The organism is Weissella oryzae SG25, from assembly GCF_000691805.2.
GTDB lineage: Bacteria > Bacillota > Bacilli > Lactobacillales > Lactobacillaceae > Weissella > Weissella oryzae.
Window position 1 is genome coordinate 115,183 of the sequence record NZ_DF820486.1, and the last position, 19,852, is coordinate 135,034.

At 41.3% G+C, this 19,852-nt stretch carries 17 protein-coding genes and 2 riboswitches; of the genes, 4 read left to right on the forward strand and 13 right to left on the reverse strand.

Features of this window, described 5'->3' with window-relative positions; genetic code table 11:
- Position 1: 1 nt before the first annotated feature.
- The 3 genes from TT13_RS03000 to TT13_RS03010 form a co-directional block, all read right to left on the reverse strand.
- Positions 2–1,405 (reverse strand): RsmF rRNA methyltransferase first C-terminal domain-containing protein, encoded by a 1,404-nt coding sequence (locus tag TT13_RS03000; protein ID WP_027698614.1) that lies wholly within the window; start codon positions 1,403–1,405, stop codon positions 2–4.
- Between the two features lie 191 nt (positions 1,406–1,596).
- Positions 1,597–2,415 (reverse strand): Cof-type HAD-IIB family hydrolase, encoded by an 819-nt coding sequence (locus TT13_RS03005; RefSeq protein WP_027698615.1) that lies wholly within the window; start codon positions 2,413–2,415, stop codon positions 1,597–1,599.
- Between the two features lie 19 nt (positions 2,416–2,434).
- Positions 2,435–3,004 (reverse strand): xanthine phosphoribosyltransferase, encoded by a 570-nt coding sequence (locus TT13_RS03010; protein WP_027698616.1) that lies wholly within the window; start codon positions 3,002–3,004, stop codon positions 2,435–2,437.
- 118 nt (positions 3,005–3,122) lie between these two features.
- Positions 3,123–3,217: riboswitch (purine riboswitch) on the forward strand.
- A gap of 53 nt (positions 3,218–3,270) precedes the next feature.
- Here TT13_RS03010 and TT13_RS03015 point away from each other — a divergent pair.
- Entirely contained in the window at positions 3,271–4,587 is a 1,317-nt protein-coding gene (locus TT13_RS03015) for a nucleobase:cation symporter-2 family protein (protein WP_045476507.1), read from the forward strand.
- A gap of 126 nt (positions 4,588–4,713) precedes the next feature.
- On the opposite strand, the gene TT13_RS03020 is transcribed toward TT13_RS03015, so the two are convergent.
- Entirely contained in the window at positions 4,714–5,700 is a 987-nt protein-coding gene (locus TT13_RS03020; RefSeq protein ID WP_027698617.1) for an aldo/keto reductase, read from the reverse strand.
- Positions 5,701–5,729: 29 nt separating this feature from the next.
- Complete coding sequence (locus TT13_RS03025) at positions 5,730–6,701, reverse strand: ribose-phosphate diphosphokinase (RefSeq protein WP_027698618.1); 972 nt, start codon at positions 6,699–6,701, stop codon at positions 5,730–5,732.
- 112 nt (positions 6,702–6,813) lie between these two features.
- Positions 6,814–6,902: riboswitch (TPP riboswitch) on the forward strand.
- A gap of 93 nt (positions 6,903–6,995) precedes the next feature.
- Here TT13_RS03025 and TT13_RS03030 point away from each other — a divergent pair.
- From TT13_RS03030 to TT13_RS03040, 3 genes are read left to right on the forward strand one after another with little or no spacing between them, the layout of a single operon-like run.
- On the forward strand, positions 6,996–7,556 hold the full coding sequence (locus TT13_RS03030; RefSeq protein ID WP_027698619.1) for an ECF transporter S component: 561 nt from the start codon (positions 6,996–6,998) through the stop codon (positions 7,554–7,556).
- Positions 7,556–8,974, forward strand: a complete 1,419-nt coding sequence (locus tag TT13_RS03035) for an ABC transporter ATP-binding protein (RefSeq protein ID WP_027698620.1) — start codon at positions 7,556–7,558, stop codon at positions 8,972–8,974. The genes TT13_RS03030 and TT13_RS03035 overlap by 1 nt, the downstream gene beginning before the upstream one ends.
- On the forward strand, positions 8,961–9,635 hold the full coding sequence (locus TT13_RS03040) for an energy-coupling factor transporter transmembrane component T family protein (RefSeq protein WP_027698621.1): 675 nt from the start codon (positions 8,961–8,963) through the stop codon (positions 9,633–9,635). The genes TT13_RS03035 and TT13_RS03040 overlap by 14 nt, the downstream gene beginning before the upstream one ends.
- 46 nt (positions 9,636–9,681) lie before the next feature.
- Here TT13_RS03040 and abc-f read toward each other — a convergent pair whose 3' ends face one another.
- The 8 genes from abc-f to ndk all read right to left on the reverse strand — a co-directional run bounded on the left by abc-f (position 9,682) and on the right by ndk (position 19,773).
- Positions 9,682–11,178, reverse strand: a complete 1,497-nt coding sequence (abc-f, locus tag TT13_RS03045) for a ribosomal protection-like ABC-F family protein (RefSeq protein WP_027698622.1) — start codon at positions 11,176–11,178, stop codon at positions 9,682–9,684.
- Positions 11,179–11,433: 255 nt separating this feature from the next.
- Complete coding sequence (locus tag TT13_RS03050; protein ID WP_027698623.1) at positions 11,434–13,257, reverse strand: ABC transporter ATP-binding protein; 1,824 nt, start codon at positions 13,255–13,257, stop codon at positions 11,434–11,436.
- Positions 13,250–14,995, reverse strand: coding sequence for an ABC transporter ATP-binding protein (locus tag TT13_RS03055; protein ID WP_027698624.1), 1,746 nt, complete (start codon positions 14,993–14,995; stop codon positions 13,250–13,252). The genes TT13_RS03050 and TT13_RS03055 overlap by 8 nt, the downstream gene beginning before the upstream one ends.
- Before the next feature lie 119 nt (positions 14,996–15,114).
- Positions 15,115–15,738: an ECF transporter S component gene (locus tag TT13_RS03060; protein ID WP_027698625.1), complete on the reverse strand. Its 624-nt coding sequence runs from the start codon at positions 15,736–15,738 to the stop codon at positions 15,115–15,117.
- Positions 15,739–15,803: 65 nt separating this feature from the next.
- Positions 15,804–16,628 (reverse strand): homoserine kinase, encoded by an 825-nt coding sequence (locus tag TT13_RS03065; RefSeq protein WP_027698626.1) that lies wholly within the window; start codon positions 16,626–16,628, stop codon positions 15,804–15,806.
- Positions 16,629–16,864: 236 nt separating this feature from the next.
- Positions 16,865–18,196: an FAD-dependent oxidoreductase gene (locus TT13_RS03070; RefSeq protein WP_027698627.1), complete on the reverse strand. Its 1,332-nt coding sequence runs from the start codon at positions 18,194–18,196 to the stop codon at positions 16,865–16,867.
- A gap of 383 nt (positions 18,197–18,579) precedes the next feature.
- Positions 18,580–19,230 carry a Crp/Fnr family transcriptional regulator gene (locus TT13_RS03075; RefSeq protein ID WP_027698628.1) on the reverse strand — a complete coding sequence of 217 codons (651 nt, stop codon included), beginning with the start codon at positions 19,228–19,230 and terminating at the stop codon, positions 18,580–18,582.
- Positions 19,231–19,350: 120 nt separating this feature from the next.
- On the reverse strand, positions 19,351–19,773 hold the full coding sequence (ndk, locus tag TT13_RS03080; RefSeq protein WP_045476509.1) for a nucleoside-diphosphate kinase: 423 nt from the start codon (positions 19,771–19,773) through the stop codon (positions 19,351–19,353).
- Between the last annotated feature and the right edge of the window lie 79 nt (positions 19,774–19,852).

The window sequence follows — 19,852 nt, forward strand, 5'->3', positions numbered from 1 at the left end:
ACTAATACATATCATCTGCCAAAGACTTTTGCGTTGCGCGTACTTGGAACCGTAAGCCCTTCGGGTAGAAATTTTTCATCTGACCGTCAACCAACTTACCAAAACCGGTCCCATTGCCATTAATTTCCAATAGGTACCAGCCATTTGCATATTTTTGGTCCTTGAAATCTTTTAGCATAAAGGTATCGCCATGCACATACTTTGCCCATTCATCTTGATCAACCGTATAACGGTTAGTAAAAGCATCCGGATGAAAAGCTAATGCCAAGGCCAATGAAGGTTCAAACCGATTTTTCTTGACAGTTCCCAAATGTAACCCAGCGCGTAGTACCTGTAACCCTTTTAATTCGGGGGTACCAACTGGCAAAGCATAAATTTGATCACCAAAGGCCAAGAGCACCGGCTCATCATAGTCTGGCATATTAACTGTCTTAAAGGCATCCCAAAGGCGCCGTTGTTCTTTGGTTAAATTACTTTGGGCTAACTTTGGTTCCTTAATGACGTTATCCGCATCAGGACTTAACCGTAGTTTTGCAACGAAGTGCCCTTCACCATCGAGATGTTGTGGAAATAACCGCGCAGTTCCTGCTAAGACTGGATTGCCATCCGCCCAAGCTGGACGACCGTCATCAATCTGCGCTGGTTTATCCAACGGGATTAATTGTAATGCTGGGTATTCATTTAACAACCAAGCAATAATTTGCTCATCCTCTTCTGGTGCAAAGGTACAAGTTGAATAAATCAACTCGCCACCTGGTTTTAGCATTTTCAAGGTTGCTTGCAAAATTTCTCTTTGCCGACTGGCATTTTCAGCTGGATAACCTGGATGCCAGTATTGAATTGCTGCTGGGTCCTTACGAAACATCCCTTCCCCAGAGCAAGGTGCATCTAGGATGATTTTATCAAAATAGGCGGGGAAATGTTTGGCTAATTCGGCTGGTGCATGATTAGTTACTAGTGCATTTCGAACCCCAAAACGCTCAACATTCTCACTGAGAATTTGCGCCCGTTTACGAAAAATTTCATTTGAAACTAATAAGCCCGCTTGTTGCATAAACGATGCCAGATGAGTTGTTTTTCCACCTGGAGCTGCCGCTAAATCTAAAACTCGTTCACCGGGTTTTGGCTGCGCCACTTCACCAACATATTGGGCAGATGGTTCTTGTGAATAAATCACCCCATTTGTATGATCAACTGAATGCCCATTAACCGCTCCCAAACGGCCAAACCGACTCCAAGGCACCGTTCCCGTCACCTGTGTATCATAGAGGGTTACGTTAGCTTTTAGTGGGTTAAGCCGAAAAGCCTTACTAATCGGTTTTTCATAGGCAGCCAAAAAAGCTGAATATTCTGAGCCTAATAACGCTTGATAGCGTTCTTTAAAAGCCGCTGGTAATTGCTCAATCATAGCCAACATACTCCTTATCTTAAATACATACTGCTATCAATTCTAGCATTCACCAGCCTTTAAAAAAAGCTTTTATCAAAAGAGAATTTAATCTAGTTAATTAGCCACAAAAAAAGGATAGTAAAATCATCTGATTTTACTATCCTTTCAGTGAGCTTACGCTTTACCAACCACCAATAGATACCGTCTTACAAGGCCAAAGCTTGTTCCAAATAACGGGCTAATCCATCGGCTTCATTGCTATATTCAGTAATATCATTAGCAATTTTTTTCAAAGCTGGATTACCATTAGCCATTACAATCCCATGCTTAGCATACTCAATCATTTCAAAATCATTCATTTCGTCGCCAAAAGCGTAGACATCATCGGGATCAATATCATAGTGCTTTCGTAAATACTCTAGGCCGGTCGTCTTTGATATACCGGCCGCCGACACTTCAACTACATGCTGGTCACCCCAGGTTTTTACCGTAATGGCTTCATTACCGTAACGCGCTTGCAAAAATGCTTGGGCGGCCTGCATCTGTACTGGATTTTCACCATGTAAAATAATTGCGTTGACATCTTCACGTAGATTCTGTTTATTCAGTTGATGTAATTGATCGCGGTCACTTGGAAAAAATGCTAACTCACCCACTGGCCTTAAGCCCGTTGTCGCAGACCAAGCATGGTTTTTATTTTCAGCCGCTAGTAAATCAATCCCTAGGTCGGCGGCTTGATCAAAAATATCAAAGGCAAGGTCATGATTAATTAATTTAGAATACTCATATTCCCAATTTTCATGGGGCTTATGACCCAAACCACCGTTGAAATTAATCATTGGTGATTTTAAGCCTATATAATCATAAATACCCGTTGCCAAACGCGCTGGGCGTCCAGTCACAATTGATACAATATGTCCAGCAGCTTGGGCGGCTTGCAGCACTGCCCGCGTCTTATCTGAAACTTCACCAGCATTATTTAAGGTTGTATAATCTAGGTCAATTCCAATTAACTTTCTTCTCATCTCTTACCACCCTAATATGCTATGCAAAGATTACTTTGCCATCTTTAAAATCGGCAATTTTTGCCAATGATTCTAACCGAATCCCACGTTCATCCAAGATTTCATGGCCTGGTTGGAAGGCCTTTTCAATCACAATTGCGGCACCGACAACGCTTGCTTGGGCGGCATCCATAATTGCTAATAGGCCATTCATCGCCTGCCCATTTGCCAAAAAGTCATCCACTAGCAAAATCCGCTCACCGGCACTCAAGAACTTCTTGTCGATAATGATATGGTTCGTTTCCTTCTTGGTAAAAGAATATACATCTGCCATATAATTTTCATCAGTCATTGTAATTGCTGCCTTCTTCTTAGCAAAGACCAATGGCACCCCTAGTTCAGCAGCAGCAAAAACCGCTGGTGCAATCCCCGAAGTTTCAACCGTTACAATTTTATCAATTCGATCATGATCAAATAGCCGCGCAATCTCTTTACCAATCGCTTGCATCAACACTGGATCAATCTGATGATTCAAAAAAGCATCTACTTTTAGAATATCAGTCCCCAATACGCGCCCCTCTGCAGCGATTCGATTTTCTAGCATTTTCATGTTTGCAGCCTCCGATAAAATTGTTTTTCATAGAATAGCACACATTTATCAACCGCCACAAATTTTTTTATTAAAAAATACCCTTGCAGTCCAAGTCCATTTACTAGTATAATACTCGGCATAATATAAACAGTTTCGTGATATATATCCGGAGAATGGCCGGACGTTTCTACCCCAGACCGATTTGGGACTATCGCCAAAACCACACAACCATTCTGTGTCGACAGAACTTGTGTGGTTTTTTTATTTTATTTTTGGAGGACAATGTGAACACAGTTAGCAAACCCAATTGGGGTCAATCATTAGTTTTAGGTATCCAACACGTTTTAGCTATGTATTCAGGTGGCGTTTTAGTGCCGCTTTTGATTGGGGCCGCCCTACACTTTTCTGCACAACAGATGGCCTTTTTAATTTCAGCCGATATTTTCATGACCGGAATTGGTACTTTGTTGCAATTAAAGCAAATGCGCTTTACGGGAATTGCAATGCCCGTCGTCCTTGGCTCAGCAATTCAGTCGGTTACTCCGTTAATTAACATTGGCTCAACCCTCGGTTTCGGGGCTATGTATGGAGCGACCATTGCAGCTGGAATCTTTGTCTTTTTAATTGCTGGTCTTTTTGCCCGGCTACGTGCCTTTTTCCCACCAGTCGTAACCGGCTCACTTATCACGATTATTGGCTTTGCCTTAATTCCTGTTGGTATCCAAAACCTTGGCGGTGGTGATTTAACTGCGAAAAACTTTGGTTCAGCAACTAACCTGCTTGTCGGCTTTGTTACCATAATCATCATTATGGCAATTACCCTCCTCGCTAAAGGCTTCTTAAAGTCAATCTCAATCTTACTCGGTATCATTTTAGGAACCCTCTTTGCGGCAAGTTTAGGCGGTGTTTCCCTAGCGGCCGTGGGTCAAGCTGATTGGTTACACTTGCCTACCCCATTTTTCTTAGCAAAGCCAACCTTTCATAGTTCCGCCATTATCACAATGATTATTGTCGCAATCACCTCAATGATTGAATCAACCGGCGTTTACTTTGCCTTAGCTGACCTAACCGGGCGCGATTTGAGTCAAAATGACTTGGCACGAGGCTACCGTTCAGAAGGTTTGGCGGTGATTCTTTCGGGGCTTTTCAACACCTTCCCCTACTCAACCTTTTCACAAAATGTCGGGGTTGTTCGTTTATCGGGGATGAAATCACGTCGCCCAATTTATTTTGCCGTCATTATCCTATTACTAATTGGCCTAATTCCTAAGTTTGGCGCCCTTGTTACTGTCATCCCCAGCTCTGTCCTAGGCGCTGCAATGTTAGTTCTATTTGGAACCATTGGTGTTCAAGGAATTACCATCCTTAAAAAAGTCGATTTGAATCAAGAACGTAATTTATTAATTGTGGCCCTTTCAATTGGTAGTGGGATTGGTGTAACCGTCTATCCACAAATCTTCCAACAGATGCCAACAGCCGTTAAGCTAGTGATAACTAATGCGGTTGTAATTACTTCAATTGTCGCCGTCCTATTAAATGCGCTTTTGCCAAAAACTAAGCCTAGCAATGATAAAATCGCTGGTCTTGCTGAAAATAACTAAATAATGCCCTGCAAAATTTAAAGGGGTGGCAATCAAAACACAGTTAAGTGTTTGATTGCCACCCCTTTTTCTTGCACTAAAGCTAAACAAAAAAACGACTGAAAAACTTCAGTCGCTTCTTTATCTTTAACCTAAGATTGCATCAATCTGACCAAGCTCGGCTTCAGTAAAGTCCATATTAGCTGTGAACTTGATGTTATCTAACAAATGTTCAACTGAAGTTGCCCCAGTAACAATTGAAGCGACGCGATTATCACGCAATAACCAAGCCATTGCCATTTGATTCAAGCTTTGACCACGTTGGGCTGCTAAATCATTTAGGCGATTAAGCTTGCGTACCGCAGCGGGAATATCGGCTTTAATGAAGTCATTTGAGCGATGTACGGCTATATCAGCCGGAATACCATCCAAATAACGATCAGTCAACAAGCCCTCAGCCAAGGGACCATAGGCAATCAAACTAGCATGATTCTCGCCTAAGGTATCTAACAAACCAGTGGTCTCAGCATCTCGGTTTAACATATTATATGAAACTTGATTACCAATAAATGGTGTGTGTAGTTCAGCAAAAATCTTAGCGATTGCTGCTGTTTGTTCAGTTGTATAGTTTGAAACTCCAACATAGAGTGCTTTGCCTTGGCGAACCAAGAGGTCCATTGCTTCAGCTGTTTCGCGTAAGTTAGTATTTGGATCCCAGCGATGAGCATAGAAAACATCGACATAATCCAAGTGCATCCGCCGCAATGACAAATCTAGGGCTGCAACCAAGGTCTTCTTACCAGAAAACTCCCCCAAAGGACCAGGCCACATGTGGTAACCAGCTTTAGTAGTAATGATTAATTCATCACGGTAAGGCTTCAAATCCTTCTCGTACACTGCCCCAAAGGTTTCCTCAGCCGTTCCATTTGAAGGCCCATAATTAGAAGCATTATCAAAAGAAAAAATTCCATTATCAAAAGCCTTTAAAATTACTTCACGCGAATTAGCCAAGGGCTTTTGGTCACCCAAGCCCCGCCATAGACCAAATGAAACAGCGGGTAAAATCAAACCACTATCCGCAACCCGTCGGTAAGGCATCTTTTCATAACGTTGTTCATCAGCTGCATAAACCATCTTTGCTTTTCCTCCACTAACTAGATAAATTAAATATTAATTTCAGGCCGTCGTGGGCTTTTAAATAGCCCCTCAATTGGTGTATTATCATGAATCCGTTGAATTGCCTCTGCAATCAATGGTGCAACCGTTAAGCGAGTCCACTTAGCAAATGGCTCAGTCTTAGGCCAGCCTAAAGAATTAGTTGTCACAATTGTTGAAAGATATTCATCATTTGCCAACCGCTCAGCTGCATCACCTGACATAACTGCATGGGTTGCGACCCCAATTACATCAGTCGCACCAGCATAGTGTAAAGCACGCGCTGAAACTTGCATCCGTTTACCCGTATCGATAATATCATCAATAATAATCGCCCGCTTACCACGAACGTCCCCGACAATCGTATCCGTCCCCTTTGGATTTTCAAGGGCAGCTCGGTCATTAATGACACCCCAAGGTGCATCCAAAAGCTCAGCAAATTTACGCGCACGACCGGCTCCGGTATGGTCAGCCGAGACAACCACAATATCCTTGGTCATCTTGCGTTCGAAAAAATAATCAGCCAGTAATGGTGCTGCTTGTAGATGGTCAACTGGAATATCAAAGAACCCTTGAATTTGTGCGGCGTGTAAATCAAGCGCAACCACACGATCAACTTGGTTCATCTCCAACATTGATGCAATCAACTTAGCGGTAATTGGCTCTCTAGAACGGGCTTTGCGGTCTTGTCGTGCATAACCATAGTAAGGTAAAACCACGTTAATGGTCTTAGCTGACGACCGGCGTAGTGCATCCACCAAAATCATGATTTCCATGAAAGCATCATTAATCGCCTCAGCAATTGGTGCAATGATATAAGCATCATCCCCGCGCACTGATTCTAAGACTCGTTCATAGACTTCGCCATCCGCAAACCGTTGAATGTCAATCGGTGTTAATGGCAAATCTAGATATTCAGCAATTTCTTCGGCTAAGCTATGATTAGCAGTCAAACCAAATAACTTAATTTCTGACTCCATGGAATCCTCCAAAAATTTTATTATCTCTATTCTACCGTAAATTACTTTCTGACGGAAACATTTATCTTACACTTGCGTAAGCTTACGCACTATTTTATACTAGCCATAACGAATATGTGAGCTGGGGTGCCCTATGGCTGAGACTTACCCATTGAACCTGATCTAGTTAACACTAGCGTAGGGAGCTTGGATTCATTAATACGGATGTATATGAGCCCACAAGAAACCAGCTAAGCGGTTTTTTGTGGGCTTTTTTCCCACCACAATTCGAAATATATTTAGGGGGTTTGCACCGTGCAAACAATTAATCAAAAGAAGGGTCGCTGGACTCTCAAACAAGTTATTTTCTTGGCTATCATTGCCATTTTCTTTGGCTTCATCTATGAGGCATGGTCTTTTGCCTATTACGCCTTGGCAGCTACCCCATTAAAAGCGGTGGCTAATGATGCCACCATTGGGGTTTGGCTAATGGCTGGACCGCTGGCTGGTGTCTTATTGCAACGGATTGGGGCTAGTACCCTAGGTGAACTTTTAGCTGCCACCATTGAAATGCTATTATTTTCAAGCTGGGGTGTCGGTGTTCTGATTTCTGGTTTGATTCAAGGAATTGGGTCTGAACTTGGTTTCACCCTCACCGGTTATAAAAATTGGGGACGCCTTGGTCTAACTCTATCAGTTATCACGAGTACTTTAGTTACTTTCTGTTACGACCTTTTTGCATCCGGTTATGCGCAATATTCACTAAGCTTTTTACTCGTTCTTTTCTGCGTTCGCTTAATTTCAATTGCCTTTTTCTCTGGTGTGCTTGTCTACTGGATTAAACTCCTTGTCGAAAAATCAGGATTAATTAAGTAATGGCCACATTAGACGTTAAAGACCTTAGCTTTCGTTACAGTGCTGACCAAACTGAACTACTTAAAAACATTAACTTTGCACCCCAGCCAGGTAGTTTCAATCTATTAATCGGACCTTCTGGTAGTGGTAAATCAACCCTTTTAAAGTTAATTACCGGACTATACCCCCAATTTGGCGGGCAAATTAGTCAAGGTAGCATTCTGCTTAATGGTCAAGCCGTCGGCCCCATTGTCCCTTTTGAAAGAGCAAAACACATTGCCTTACTCTTTCAAAATCCCTCCCGTCAGTTTGCTATGCAAACGCCCTTAGAACAGCTCACTTTTAGTCTAGAAAATCTGCAACTGCCAGCTGAGCAAATCTTACAACGGGTACAAGTTGCCTTAGAAGAACTTGGCCTTTGGGCTTTACGCAACCGTGATTTACAAACCCTCTCTGGTGGTGAACAGCAACGGGTTGCCCTGGCTAACATCTTAGCGCTTGATAGTGACATTATCGTCCTTGATGAACCTTTTGCTAATGTTGATCCAGCCAGCCGTTTAGCGCTTTTGGATCATCTAAAACGTTTGCAGGTGGTTAATAAAAAAACGATTATCTTATCAGATCACGATTTATCCGGCTATCTAAACATCGTTGATCAAGTCTATGCCCTGGATAATCATCAGCTTATCACCCAATCATTAGATGTTATCAAAGCTTTTAAAGGTGCCAATCTCAATTGGTCACAAACTAAACCAATGGCTGGTCCAAATCAAATGACCTGGCAGGAACTAACCTTAACCGTTGGTGACCGTCAATTACTCAAAGCTAATACTGGTCAACTCTCCCAAGGTAAGCTTGGTTTGCTAACCGGTGCCAATGGAATTGGTAAATCAACTTTTTTCAAGGCTTTAGCTCATTTGAAAAACTATACGGGTAAAATTTACTTTGACCAGCAAACTAGTGAGCACATTAAATTGCGCCTTTGGTCCAAAAAAGTTGCCCTACTTTTTCAAAATGCACAAGATCAGTTTATTAGTCTAACGGTGGCCCAAGAACTTGCGCTTGCCCGTAAGCATTCACAGGAACCGACCTATTGGACTCAAGTCCGTCTTGACGCAGCAGTTGATGCTTTAAACTTGACGCAGGTACTTGAACAATCGGTTTATCTTTTATCTGGTGGTCAGCAAAAAAAGTTGCAAAGTTTGCTCATGCTAATTACTGCCCCACCAGTCTTACTTTTTGATGAACCCTTAGCTGGCTTGGACTTTACTTCCAGTCAGGCGCTCTTGGCCCTCATCAAAGAAACGCTTAATCAGTTGACACTAACGGCCTTGATGATTTCACACCAACGAGCTGGTCTACAACCTTTCGTCGATTATGAATTATGCCTAGACCAGGCCCAAATTAGCTATGTTGGAGGCAACCATGATGCACTTTAGATTAAATCCAACCGTCTTATTAGCAACGATTTTAATTTTGGGTCTGATGATTACCTTTACGCAATCTACTTTTATTAACCTGGCATTAGTAGGGTTAGCCTTAGCTTATTTGGCTTTAAATCGGGTAGCGTTTAAAAAAGTTGTGTTGATTCTACTTTTTGTTCTTCCCCTGGCTTTTGGAACATGGTGGTCATTTATCCTTTATGGTACTGGTGATACTTGGCATAGTGCCTGGCTCTTCGCCACTCGTATCTATGCTTACGTGGCTTTGGGCTTAACATTAACTTTGACTTGGCCCGTCAAATTACTTTTATTTTCGCTAACCCAAAGCGCCCATCTTTCGCCGACCTTTGCCTACGGCCTTTTAGCCCCTTTTAATCTTTTACACAAACTTAGACAGCAAATTAAACTCATTTTCTATGCGGGTCAAGTTCGTGGGGTGCCTTATCATTTCTGGCAAGCGCGTTTATATTTAAAAATTATCGTTGTTGCCCTAGCTTGGTCGAATGATTTAGCTGAGGCCATGACTTCGCATGGCTTTTCAGAAGGCTTTGCTCGTACTAATGTTACTAAAATATCGTTACCCCGTTGGCAATGGCTTTGCCCCCTTGTCATAGCGGGACTGCTACTTTCTGTAGCTTTAATTTTACGGCCTTGGTAGGCAAAAAAAGCGTAGAACTGACTTCTACGCTTTTTTTGTGCATTCATCAATTATTTGGCGCTTCCAAGCTAACTTCCTTATCAGCAAGGGCTTGGATAAAGGCTGGATTATGCTCAATCAAAATCATTGTCACTGCATTTTCCTGCAATAAATTTATCAATTGCTCTTGATTCACTAAGTCTAGATAATTTAGAGGCTCATCCCAGATATAAAGTTGCGCTGGCTTACTAAGACTCGCGGCTAAGATAACTTTTCTTTGCTGACCAACACTCAACGTTTCAATTGGTTGTTGGAAATGTTGCCGCTCTAACCCTAATTTTCGTAAGTTGGTTAGCAACCGTTCATATTCAATCCCATTAGCTTGTGCGTAGCTCGCTAAATCACCTTTATTTTGACTAAACTGACTAACGACTGACAATTGGAGGTTTGATGCTAACTGATACTCCCCATCTGTAAAACCTTGAAATTTAGCTAGTAATAATGCTAATAAACTACTTTTACCAATACCGTTAGGTCCTGTTAGAGCAACAATTTCACCTGGCAAAACCTTGAAATTTAATGGTTTAAATAACGGCTGCCCTGCAACATAACCTAGAGTGAAGTTTGTGAACTCAGCGATGATTTTATGATGCGTTGTTAAAGACTCGATTTCCAACGCATCAACAGATTCAACGTTTTGTAATAGTTGTTCCTTTTTTCCAAGTTCTGTTTGCAAACGCTTTTCTAAATTCTTCGCTTTTTTCATAGTTCGGGCTGCCCGTGCGCCAATGTAACCATTATTTACAATTGCGCCAGACCCCTTAACATGGGGGTTACCGTATTTATCGGCCTCCCGATTATTTGCCCAATTTGTCTTTTCACGGGCCGTTGCTTTCAAACGACTAACATCCTTTTTTAAACGTTCGTTTTGTGCCTGTTCGTACTTATCCTGGCGCTCCTTTTCCGCCAAATAAGTTCCATAATTCCCCTGATAAAGTACTACCTGATTTTGTTCAATGGCCAAGATATGGTCACTAACTTGATCTAAAAAGCTTTGGTCATGGGATACCACAATATAACCACTTTTACCTTGTAAATACCTAGCAACCTGTTGGCGACTTGCTTGATCTAAATGATTCGTTGGTTCATCTAATAGTGGAAAGTTAGTTGATTCAATAAATAACAATGCCAACAAGCACTTCGTTTGTTCGCCACCAGATAAACTCGCAAAGGGCCGATTTAAAACACCAAGGTCAACGACTAATTTACTTAATTCTCGTTCAAGTTGCCATGGTTCAAAATCAGCTAAAGCGGCTAACACCTCACTGGTCAAGGCCTGCGGATTATCAATTGTTTGCGGGAAATACCTAAATGGCAACTTACTTGGTTGGATTGCTGGGTGCTTGATTGCACCTGTTAACAAATGTAATAAGGTTGTTTTTCCACGCCCGTTACGGCCAACCAAACCTAACCGCCAGCTATCATCCAGATTAATATCTGTATGCTCAAAAATAGTGTTTGCAGCATAGCTAAAACTCAAATCATTAATTGTAATTCTCGACATAAAAAACGCTCCTAGATTTACTCTAGCAGCGCACAAAAAAGCCCATTAGCGGGTGAAAAATGCGCACAACTAAAGAAAATACCTTCCGATTCACCCCTTAGGGAATGAATCAACTTGCAATTTTTCTTTAGCTTACTTGCGCAATGGCTTCCACCTCATTCATAAAATTTATATTAGTATAATAACTTATTGCGTCATCACCGTCAAGAAAGTCGTAAATGCCGTTCCACTTAGCCTTGTACCGCTTAAATTCAGCTATATGCTAGCCCATTGTGAGTTATACAGGTCAGCATAAGCCCCATTTGCGGCTAGCAAATCTGTATGCGTACCCCGCTCAACAATTGAACCATGGTTCATAACCAAGATTTGATCAGCATCGCGAATTGTCGAAAGACGGTGCGCTACAACAAAGCTTGTTCGACCCTTCAACAAGCGACCCATTGCAGCTTGAATCTGATGTTCAGTCTGTGTATCAACCGAACTAGTTGCTTCATCCAGGATTAGAATTTCAGGATTAGCAATGAAGGCCCGGGCAATCGTCAATAATTGCCGCTGGCCTTGTGAAATATTGCTACCCTCCTGATTCAAAACCGTTGCATAACCATCTGGTAGACTCATAATAAATTCATCGGCATAGGCCATTTTAGCAGCTTCAATTACCTCAGCATCACTGGCGGCTAAGTTACCGTAACGAATATTTTCCATAATCGTTCCCGCAAATAACCACGTTTCTTGCAAAACCATGGCAAAGTGGTCACGTAAATCATGCCGGCTAAGATTGCGAATATCTTCACCCTTTAAACGAATTACGCCGCCCGTTGGATCATAGAAACGTTCAAGTAAGTTGATAATTGTCGACTTACCAGCACCCGTTGGACCAACAATTGCAATGACTTGGCCAGCCTTAACTTGCATCGAATAATCTGTTAATAAAGGCTGATCAGTAACATAGTTAAAAGCAACATTCTCAAAACTAATAATTGCATCATCTTGGACCCGCTCGGCTCCCGTCTGATCCACCATTTCGGCTTCATCAAAAACTTGAAAAATTCTTTCAGCTGACGCAACCGTTGCTTGAATTGTATTAATCAGATTTGCAATTTGCGTAATTGGTTGAGCAAACTGATTTGAATATTGTAACATCGCCTGCACATCACCCAAACTAGTCGTCCCAGAGATGACCTTGATTCCACCAATCACCGCCATTGCCAAATAATCTAAATTATTCAAAAAGCGCATCGAAGGAAAAATGATGGTTGAAATAAATTGGGCCCGCCAAGCGGCATGATAAAATTGTTCATTTTGTTGTTCAAAACTATCAATCACGCGTTTTTCTTGATTAAAAGTCTTAACAACCGTGTGACCGGCAAAGGTTTCTTCAATTTGATTATTGAGTTCACCCAAGGCCGCTTGTTGCCGGCGAAAAAGCTTTTGTGAAAGTGGCGCAATTGTGCGAACTAAAATCAAAGACAATGGTACTGTGACAAAGGCCACCAACGATAGCACCAAGTTAATTGTAATCATGAAATAGATAACGCCGACAAAAGTTAAAATTGAAGTAATCAATTGAATCAAAGCTGAGCTCAGAGAACCCGCAATGTTATCCATATCATTAACCATTCGTGACATTAAATCACCATTATTATGTTCGTCATAATAACTAACCGGTAACTTGGTCAGTTTCAACTTAAATTCTTTACGCAAGGTATACACAGTACGTTGTGCAATCCGCGTCATAATCCATTGTTGGATTACTGAGCAAACGAAGGCCACTAGGTAGATTATGGCAACAACCAGTAAAATTTGCATTAACTTAGGATAGTCAATCGTTAGATGCCCCGTCCTAAAGCTATTTTTAACGCCAGTAAAAACAACATCAGTTGCACTACCCAAAATTTTAGGCGCGCGAACCGATAGAATTACAGCTGCCGCCGCCACAATGATTGAAAAAATGACCCCAAAACGATCACCTCGTAAATACCGGAATAATCGTAAAACAGTTGTCCAAAAATGAGTGGCTTTATCTGGCGTGCGACCTAGACCACCACGCCCACTCCGGCCACTTGTATAACTACGCATTCAGTCCCACCTCCTTTAAATCAGCTTCTGACAATTGACTGCGCATAATTGCACGATAGGCAGCATTATCATTTACCAAATCACGGTGCGAACCTAAACCAACGACCCGGCCATGTTCTAAAATTAGAATCTGGTCGGCATCAATTACCGTCGCAATTCGTTGTGCTACGATAACTTTAATCGCCTGCGCTAAGCGCTGCTCATGCTGAATTGCTTGGCGCAACTTAACATCTGTTTTAAAGTCCAAGGCAGAAAATGAATCATCAAAAATATAAACGTCCGCCTGCTTAATCAAAGTTCGCGCAATCGCTAGCCGCTGACGTTGACCGCCTGAGAAATTAGCTCCACCCTGTTCGACCTTCATATCAAGCCCACCTTGTTCTTGTACAAAATCATCAGCTTGCGCTAGCCTTAAAGCGGCCCACATTTGCTGATCATTTGCTTCTGGTTGACCAAATAACAAGTTTGAACGCACCGTACCAGAAAACAAGACGGCTTTTTGCTGGGTAATTGCGACTCGTTCATGTAATTCAGCCTGTGCTAAATCTTTATTATCAACGCCATCTAAACTAATCACTCCACTGGTAACATCAATTAAGCGCGGAATTAGATTAACCAAGGTTGATTTCCCGGCACCAGTACCACCGATAATAGCCAGTGTTTGCCCGGCTTTAAGTGAAAAATTCACCTGCTCTAAAGCGGCCCTTTTAGCACCGGCAAAACAATAACTAACGTCATTAAAGGCTAAACTACTTGCCTGCCCAGTCAGTGCGGTGGCTTTGGTTGGGTCTGTAATTGAATTTTTTAATGAAAGGACTTCGTTAATTCGACTCGCTGAAGCCTGTGCTCTAGGAATCATCACCATTACCATCGATAATTGCATAAAACTCATCAAAATTTGGGTTGCATACGTTAGAAAGGCCACTAGGTTACCCACTGGCATCAAATGCGCACCAATTAGCTTAGCACCAAACCAGACAATTCCAATATTGGTAAATGATAAAATCACCGTCATCAAAGGTGATAGCATGGCAACTGTTGTAAAAACGACTTGGGCATTATGCGTCAAATCACGGTTAGCATCATCAAATTTGTTAACTTCGTAGCCATCCCGATTGAAAGCCCGCACAACCCGCACCCCGGTCAAGCCTTGTTGAAAGAGTAAATTAATCCGATCAACTTTATCCTGCATAACGCGAAAGCGCGGAATTGAAATTCGCATATTGATTAACGTTACAATTGCCAAAAGTGGCAAGGCAACTGCAAAGACGAGGGTTAACTTTTGATCTAAACGCCAAGCCATAATAAAGGCCCCCACAAAAAGTAGTGGTGACATCATCATCATCCGCAAGGCGGTTTGAAAGACATTTTGCAGTTGGGTAACGTCATTTGTTGTCCTAGTAATTAAGGTTGCATCACCAAATTTTTCAACATTATCGTTATCTAAATAAGTTACCTTATTAAAAAGAGCTTGCCGCACTTTTTTACCGAGGCGCTGACTTTGCGTTGAAGCAAAGAAGACATTTAGAATTGCCCCACTTAAACCGATAAAGACAATGGCCAGCATCAGGCCACCCATGTGCCAGATAAAGGGAATATTCCCCTTAGCAATTCCATCATTAATAATTTTAGATGTAATTGTGGGTAAAGATAAATCGGCCATAACCTGCACAATCAAAAATAAGATTGCCAGGCTCACTGGCCCAAGCTGTAAGTATTTTTTCCCGATTTTAAACATTATTTTAAATCAACACACTTTCTATAAATTACAATTAGCTACCATTCTCCGATATTTAACCATAGCAAAAGCCCTAAATTAGCCGCGTAAAACGCGTTATCTTCAGGGCCCCAAAATAACTATTTAATATTTCGTTGATAAACCGTTAATACTGGAATTCCAATCAACGGTACTAAAATTGCTCCAGTAATAATTTCAAAAATCCCATTAAAGCCCGCAATCGAAATAACTAACCAGTTAGCTAAGCCTGATTTGGGAATCCCCGTAAAACTCGTGTGCATAACCGTAAAACCAATCCAGGTCGACAGCAACACAAAGAAAGTATTGATAAAAGCTGCTAGGCCGCCAAAAAGGCTTAACCAGATTGCTTGTTGCTTCATCGAGCGGTGCTTAATTAATAAATAAAAGTAGCCAATCAGTAAACCAACTAGCATTCGTGGCACAATTGCTGTGATTGGATTACGAAAAATTAAACCACCAATACTAGCACCCATCGGTCCAGTCCACGCATTCCACAATGAGTAGGCTCCCCAGACGAAGCCCAACCAAGCACCTGCTCTTGGTCCTAATACCATGGCCCCAATGGCCACTGTAAAGGTAATAATCGTCACAGCTGCGCCAATTACAAAGGCCCCAATTGGTAAAGTCCCCAACCATGGTATTACTGATTGAACTAAAATAATTGCTGTAAAAAGTGCTGTCAAAACTAAACTACGACTATTACCAGTCCGTGTTTTTTGCATTACCCATATCTCCTAAATCAATTAGATTAAGCTCCCCTTTAGCATGCTTATTAATAATAAGCATCTTAGTTTATTATCCCCTCTTTAGCAAGTTCAAGCAACTCAAACTCACCAGCTAAATCATCAACATATGCTAATGCTGCCAATAGGTCTGCACTTAACTCCTCTGGTACTAGGGTTACAATTAAATCATTGACTAAAAATGTGCCATAAATATCTAAAGCACTCGTTAATTGCCGTAACCGGACTAACTCAGCTGGCAATTCATCAAGCAAAAAATCAATTTCCAATAACTTACCCGCCAGCTCTTTTTGTTGATTCTGCCAAGCAGTAATCAACATATTGCCTGCCGCCCCATATTGTGCAAGTTGGGTTGCACTAAAACTCTTTTCGGACTTATTAGGCTCAAGCTTAGTTGTCCGATAGAGTAATACTTGATAGGCTGGTAACACTAAGCCACTAGCATAAACTTCATCAGCATCAAAAAAGCTGCTTGTTACCCCGCCTAAAATTGCAGCGGTAACCCGGCTGGCATCATTAAAAGTTCGGGCCGCCAAAGTTAACATGGTATAAGTATCAAGGTTTGCTGCCCCAAGCAGGCGGGCTAATTCGATTCCCGCCAATAGTGCCGCCTGCTCTTCACCCAAACTAGCATCTAACTCAGAATGAATTTTTAAATGCTGCGCTGGTAAGTCTGCTACCAATTTTAAAGCGACGGCCACTACATAATTATGTTCGTCACTTTCATAATACTTATCACTATCACTTTCAATTTGCCATTGTTCAGCCGCACCTAAAAGCTCAACCGTAAAATATTTTGCTAGCGCAATTCCCAAAGAATTGTGCCCCGGGCCAAACCCGCCTAAAGTTCCAGGAATTTTTATTTGCATTAGACATCCCACTCCATTGTCAAAATCTAGTTTAAAGATTTTTTTATTATAACATGGGAAGACCATCTAAGATTTGTAGTCTAACGCCTATTACCAGCATTATCCTCAGCCTAGATTAAAATAACCTCAATTTAATCTATTTATAACTACTAATTAGTTAATTCAATAAAAAAAGGCTGGGCAACAAGACCCAACCATTTTTTCATTAACTTAATTTAACCTATCGACTAGTAAAACTACTTAGCAGCGGCTGCCATAGCAACGGCCCCAATGTAATTAACTGGTTGATCAAAGTTTGGCTGGAAGAAGAAGTCTGCAAAGGCTAATTCGTCAACCGTCATCTGATTTTGAATTGCCAAAGAAACCACGTTAGCAGCTTGTGAAATATCATGGTGTGACATGAAGGCCGCACCTAATACGCGACGGCTCTGCTTATCCCATGTCAACTCAACTAATACCTTGTCATTAGTTAGCATAAACTCAGCACGATAGTTCTCTTCAATACTTGTATGCTCAACATCAAGTCCACGTTTAGCCGCAGAAGCTGGATTCAACCCAGTTGAAGCCATCGCTGTATCATATAACTCAACAGCTGATGTTGATTGTGTTCCCATATAAGCGACATTCTTGCCGTCAATATTTTTACCAACTAGTAATCCTTGGCGAACAGCATTAGTTGCAAGTGGGATATAATCATTAGCTTGTGTTGGATTGTAGTGAATCGTACTTGCATCTCCAGCTGCAAAGACACCAGGTACAGATGTTTCCATGTACTTATCAGTAACGATGGCACCATTCTTTAGCATCTCAACTTGACCCTTAAATAGGTCAGTATTTGGCCGGAAGCCAATTCCAAGAATAGCAATATCACCTTCATACTCGCCCTTAGTTGTCTTAACAATAATTCCATTATCAATTTCTTCAAAACCAGTAATAAATTGATTAAGCGCAAGTTCTACTCCGTGCTCAACATAACTTCGTTCAATTCGATCAGTAAACTCAGCAGAGAAATTATTAGCCATGACGCGATCAGCACCATCAACCAAAACAACTTCCTTACCAGCCAATGACATTTGCTCTGCAAGTTCTGCCCCGATGTAACCAGCACCGATGACAACAACTCGCTTCACACTATCTGCAACTTCTTTAAGGCGATTAGCATCATTCCAGTTTTTAGCGTAATAGACCTTTTCGCTATCCAACCCAGGCAAATCAGGAATAACTGCTGCTGACCCAGTTGCAACCACCAACTTGTCAAACTGCTCAGTAATTTCCTCACCTGAAATCAGGTTCCGATAAGTAAGGGTCTTAGTTGCTAAATCAGCAGCCGTAACCACATGCTTCATCTTCATATTGATTCCCTGCTCAGTCAATGACTCAGGTGACTCATAGAACATGTTCTTTGGATCATTAACATTGTTACCAACCCAAAGCGCAATTCCACATGATAAGAATGAAACTGTATCATTCTTTTCAAAAACAGTCACATCATAATCAGGGTGTTCACCCTTAATTGACTTGGCTGCAAAAACACCAGCGTGTGTTGATCCAATAACTCCGACCTTCATGGCAATGCCTCCATATTATTTTCAATTCAATCTTTCTCTCTCTTAACCCTATGACTATATTGTAAGTGGTCTTTTTCACAATGTAATTGACATAAATCAATTATTTATTTTTTTACATTTTAAACAAATTTGTAAACTAACTTATTTTTGGAAACTATTTAGCATAAAGCAGTTAATCGACTTATTTATAGTATAGTAAATCATATGTTTCATCAGAACACACTTGATTAAAAAATATTATGCTAAACTTCACATTGGACTTTATTCAGTATATGTGGCCGTTAAATTAGTAACGAACACTCATACAAGCTTAGTTATCCGCCATTTTTCCAAAAAAAAAGCAGCAATTAAACCTTGCTTGCTCACTTTTTAATGAATCATTTTTAAATCAATAAATCAATTTGGCCTCGATTACCACGCTGTAGCCGTCCTTGCTGCTCTAAAGCAGCTAACCGGCGACTTAAGGTTTCTGGGACGGTCCCCAAATATGCAGCCAAATCCTTCTTAGAAATTGGTAGTACAAAACTATTTTTCCCAAGTTCCTGTGCTAAATCCAATAAATAGTTCCACAGGCGCTCCTCAACGGTTTCGGCTAACAACCAAGCCCTTTGCTTGCTAAGCCGAATTAATTTATAGGCCATATTCATACTCAACTGCCGACTCAACTGCGGGTACACATCCAAAAGGACCACTAAATCATCACGTGCAATTCGTAAAATAGTACTGTCTTTTGTCGCAATTAAACTAGTATCCATTAAGTTTTGGGTTAATACTTCTTCTTCACCCTCAACATCACCAGCTCTTAAAAAATATAGGGGTTGTTCTCGGCCAGAACTAGTAAGTTGAATCACCTTTAATTCACCGTTGACAATTAAGGTTAGCGCCGGATAATTGGTAACCATATTCGTAATTTGATCACCTTTATCAAGATGTGTATAGCGGGCAACATTAGCAATCGCCAACAAACCAAGCTCATTAATTCCTTGAAAAAGAGCAAACCCACTTAGTTGGGTAATCTTATTTTGGTCTAACATCATGCACTCCTCCCCATCTGCTATATTTTACCATTTTTATTAAGCTTTCGTTGCCTGAGCTGACACAAAAAAAGTTGATGTACAACAAAGTGTGTCCATCAACTTAGCTATTTAAATATCTTAATCTATGTCACCAAACCAAATTTTTATTTCTCGTTCAGCATTTTCAACACAATCGGAACTGTGCACAACATTTTCAATGCCGTCACCAGAAAGTTCTTTAGCTAAATCACCGCGAATTGTGCCTGGGAGCGCTTCAGTCGGATTAGTTACCCCGGCCATTGTTCGAAAAGCTTTAATTACATTCACACCAGATACCACTAGCGCGACTAAGGGTGAACGCTCCATATAAGCAACCAAAGTTGGGAAATATGGCTTATCTACCTTATCTGAATAATGCTGGGCAAGTTGTTCATCAGTCGCCTGAACCATTTTTAAGGCCTCAATCTCATAGCCTCGACGCTCAAGACGACTAAGTACCTCACCAATATGCCCATACTCAACACCATCAGGCTTAACTAAAATTAATGTTCTTTCTAGCATAATACCACCCTCGAAAATTAATGAAATCGCTTACAGTAATATTGTAAACGATTCATTCGGCTTTGCCTAGGGTTGAGTA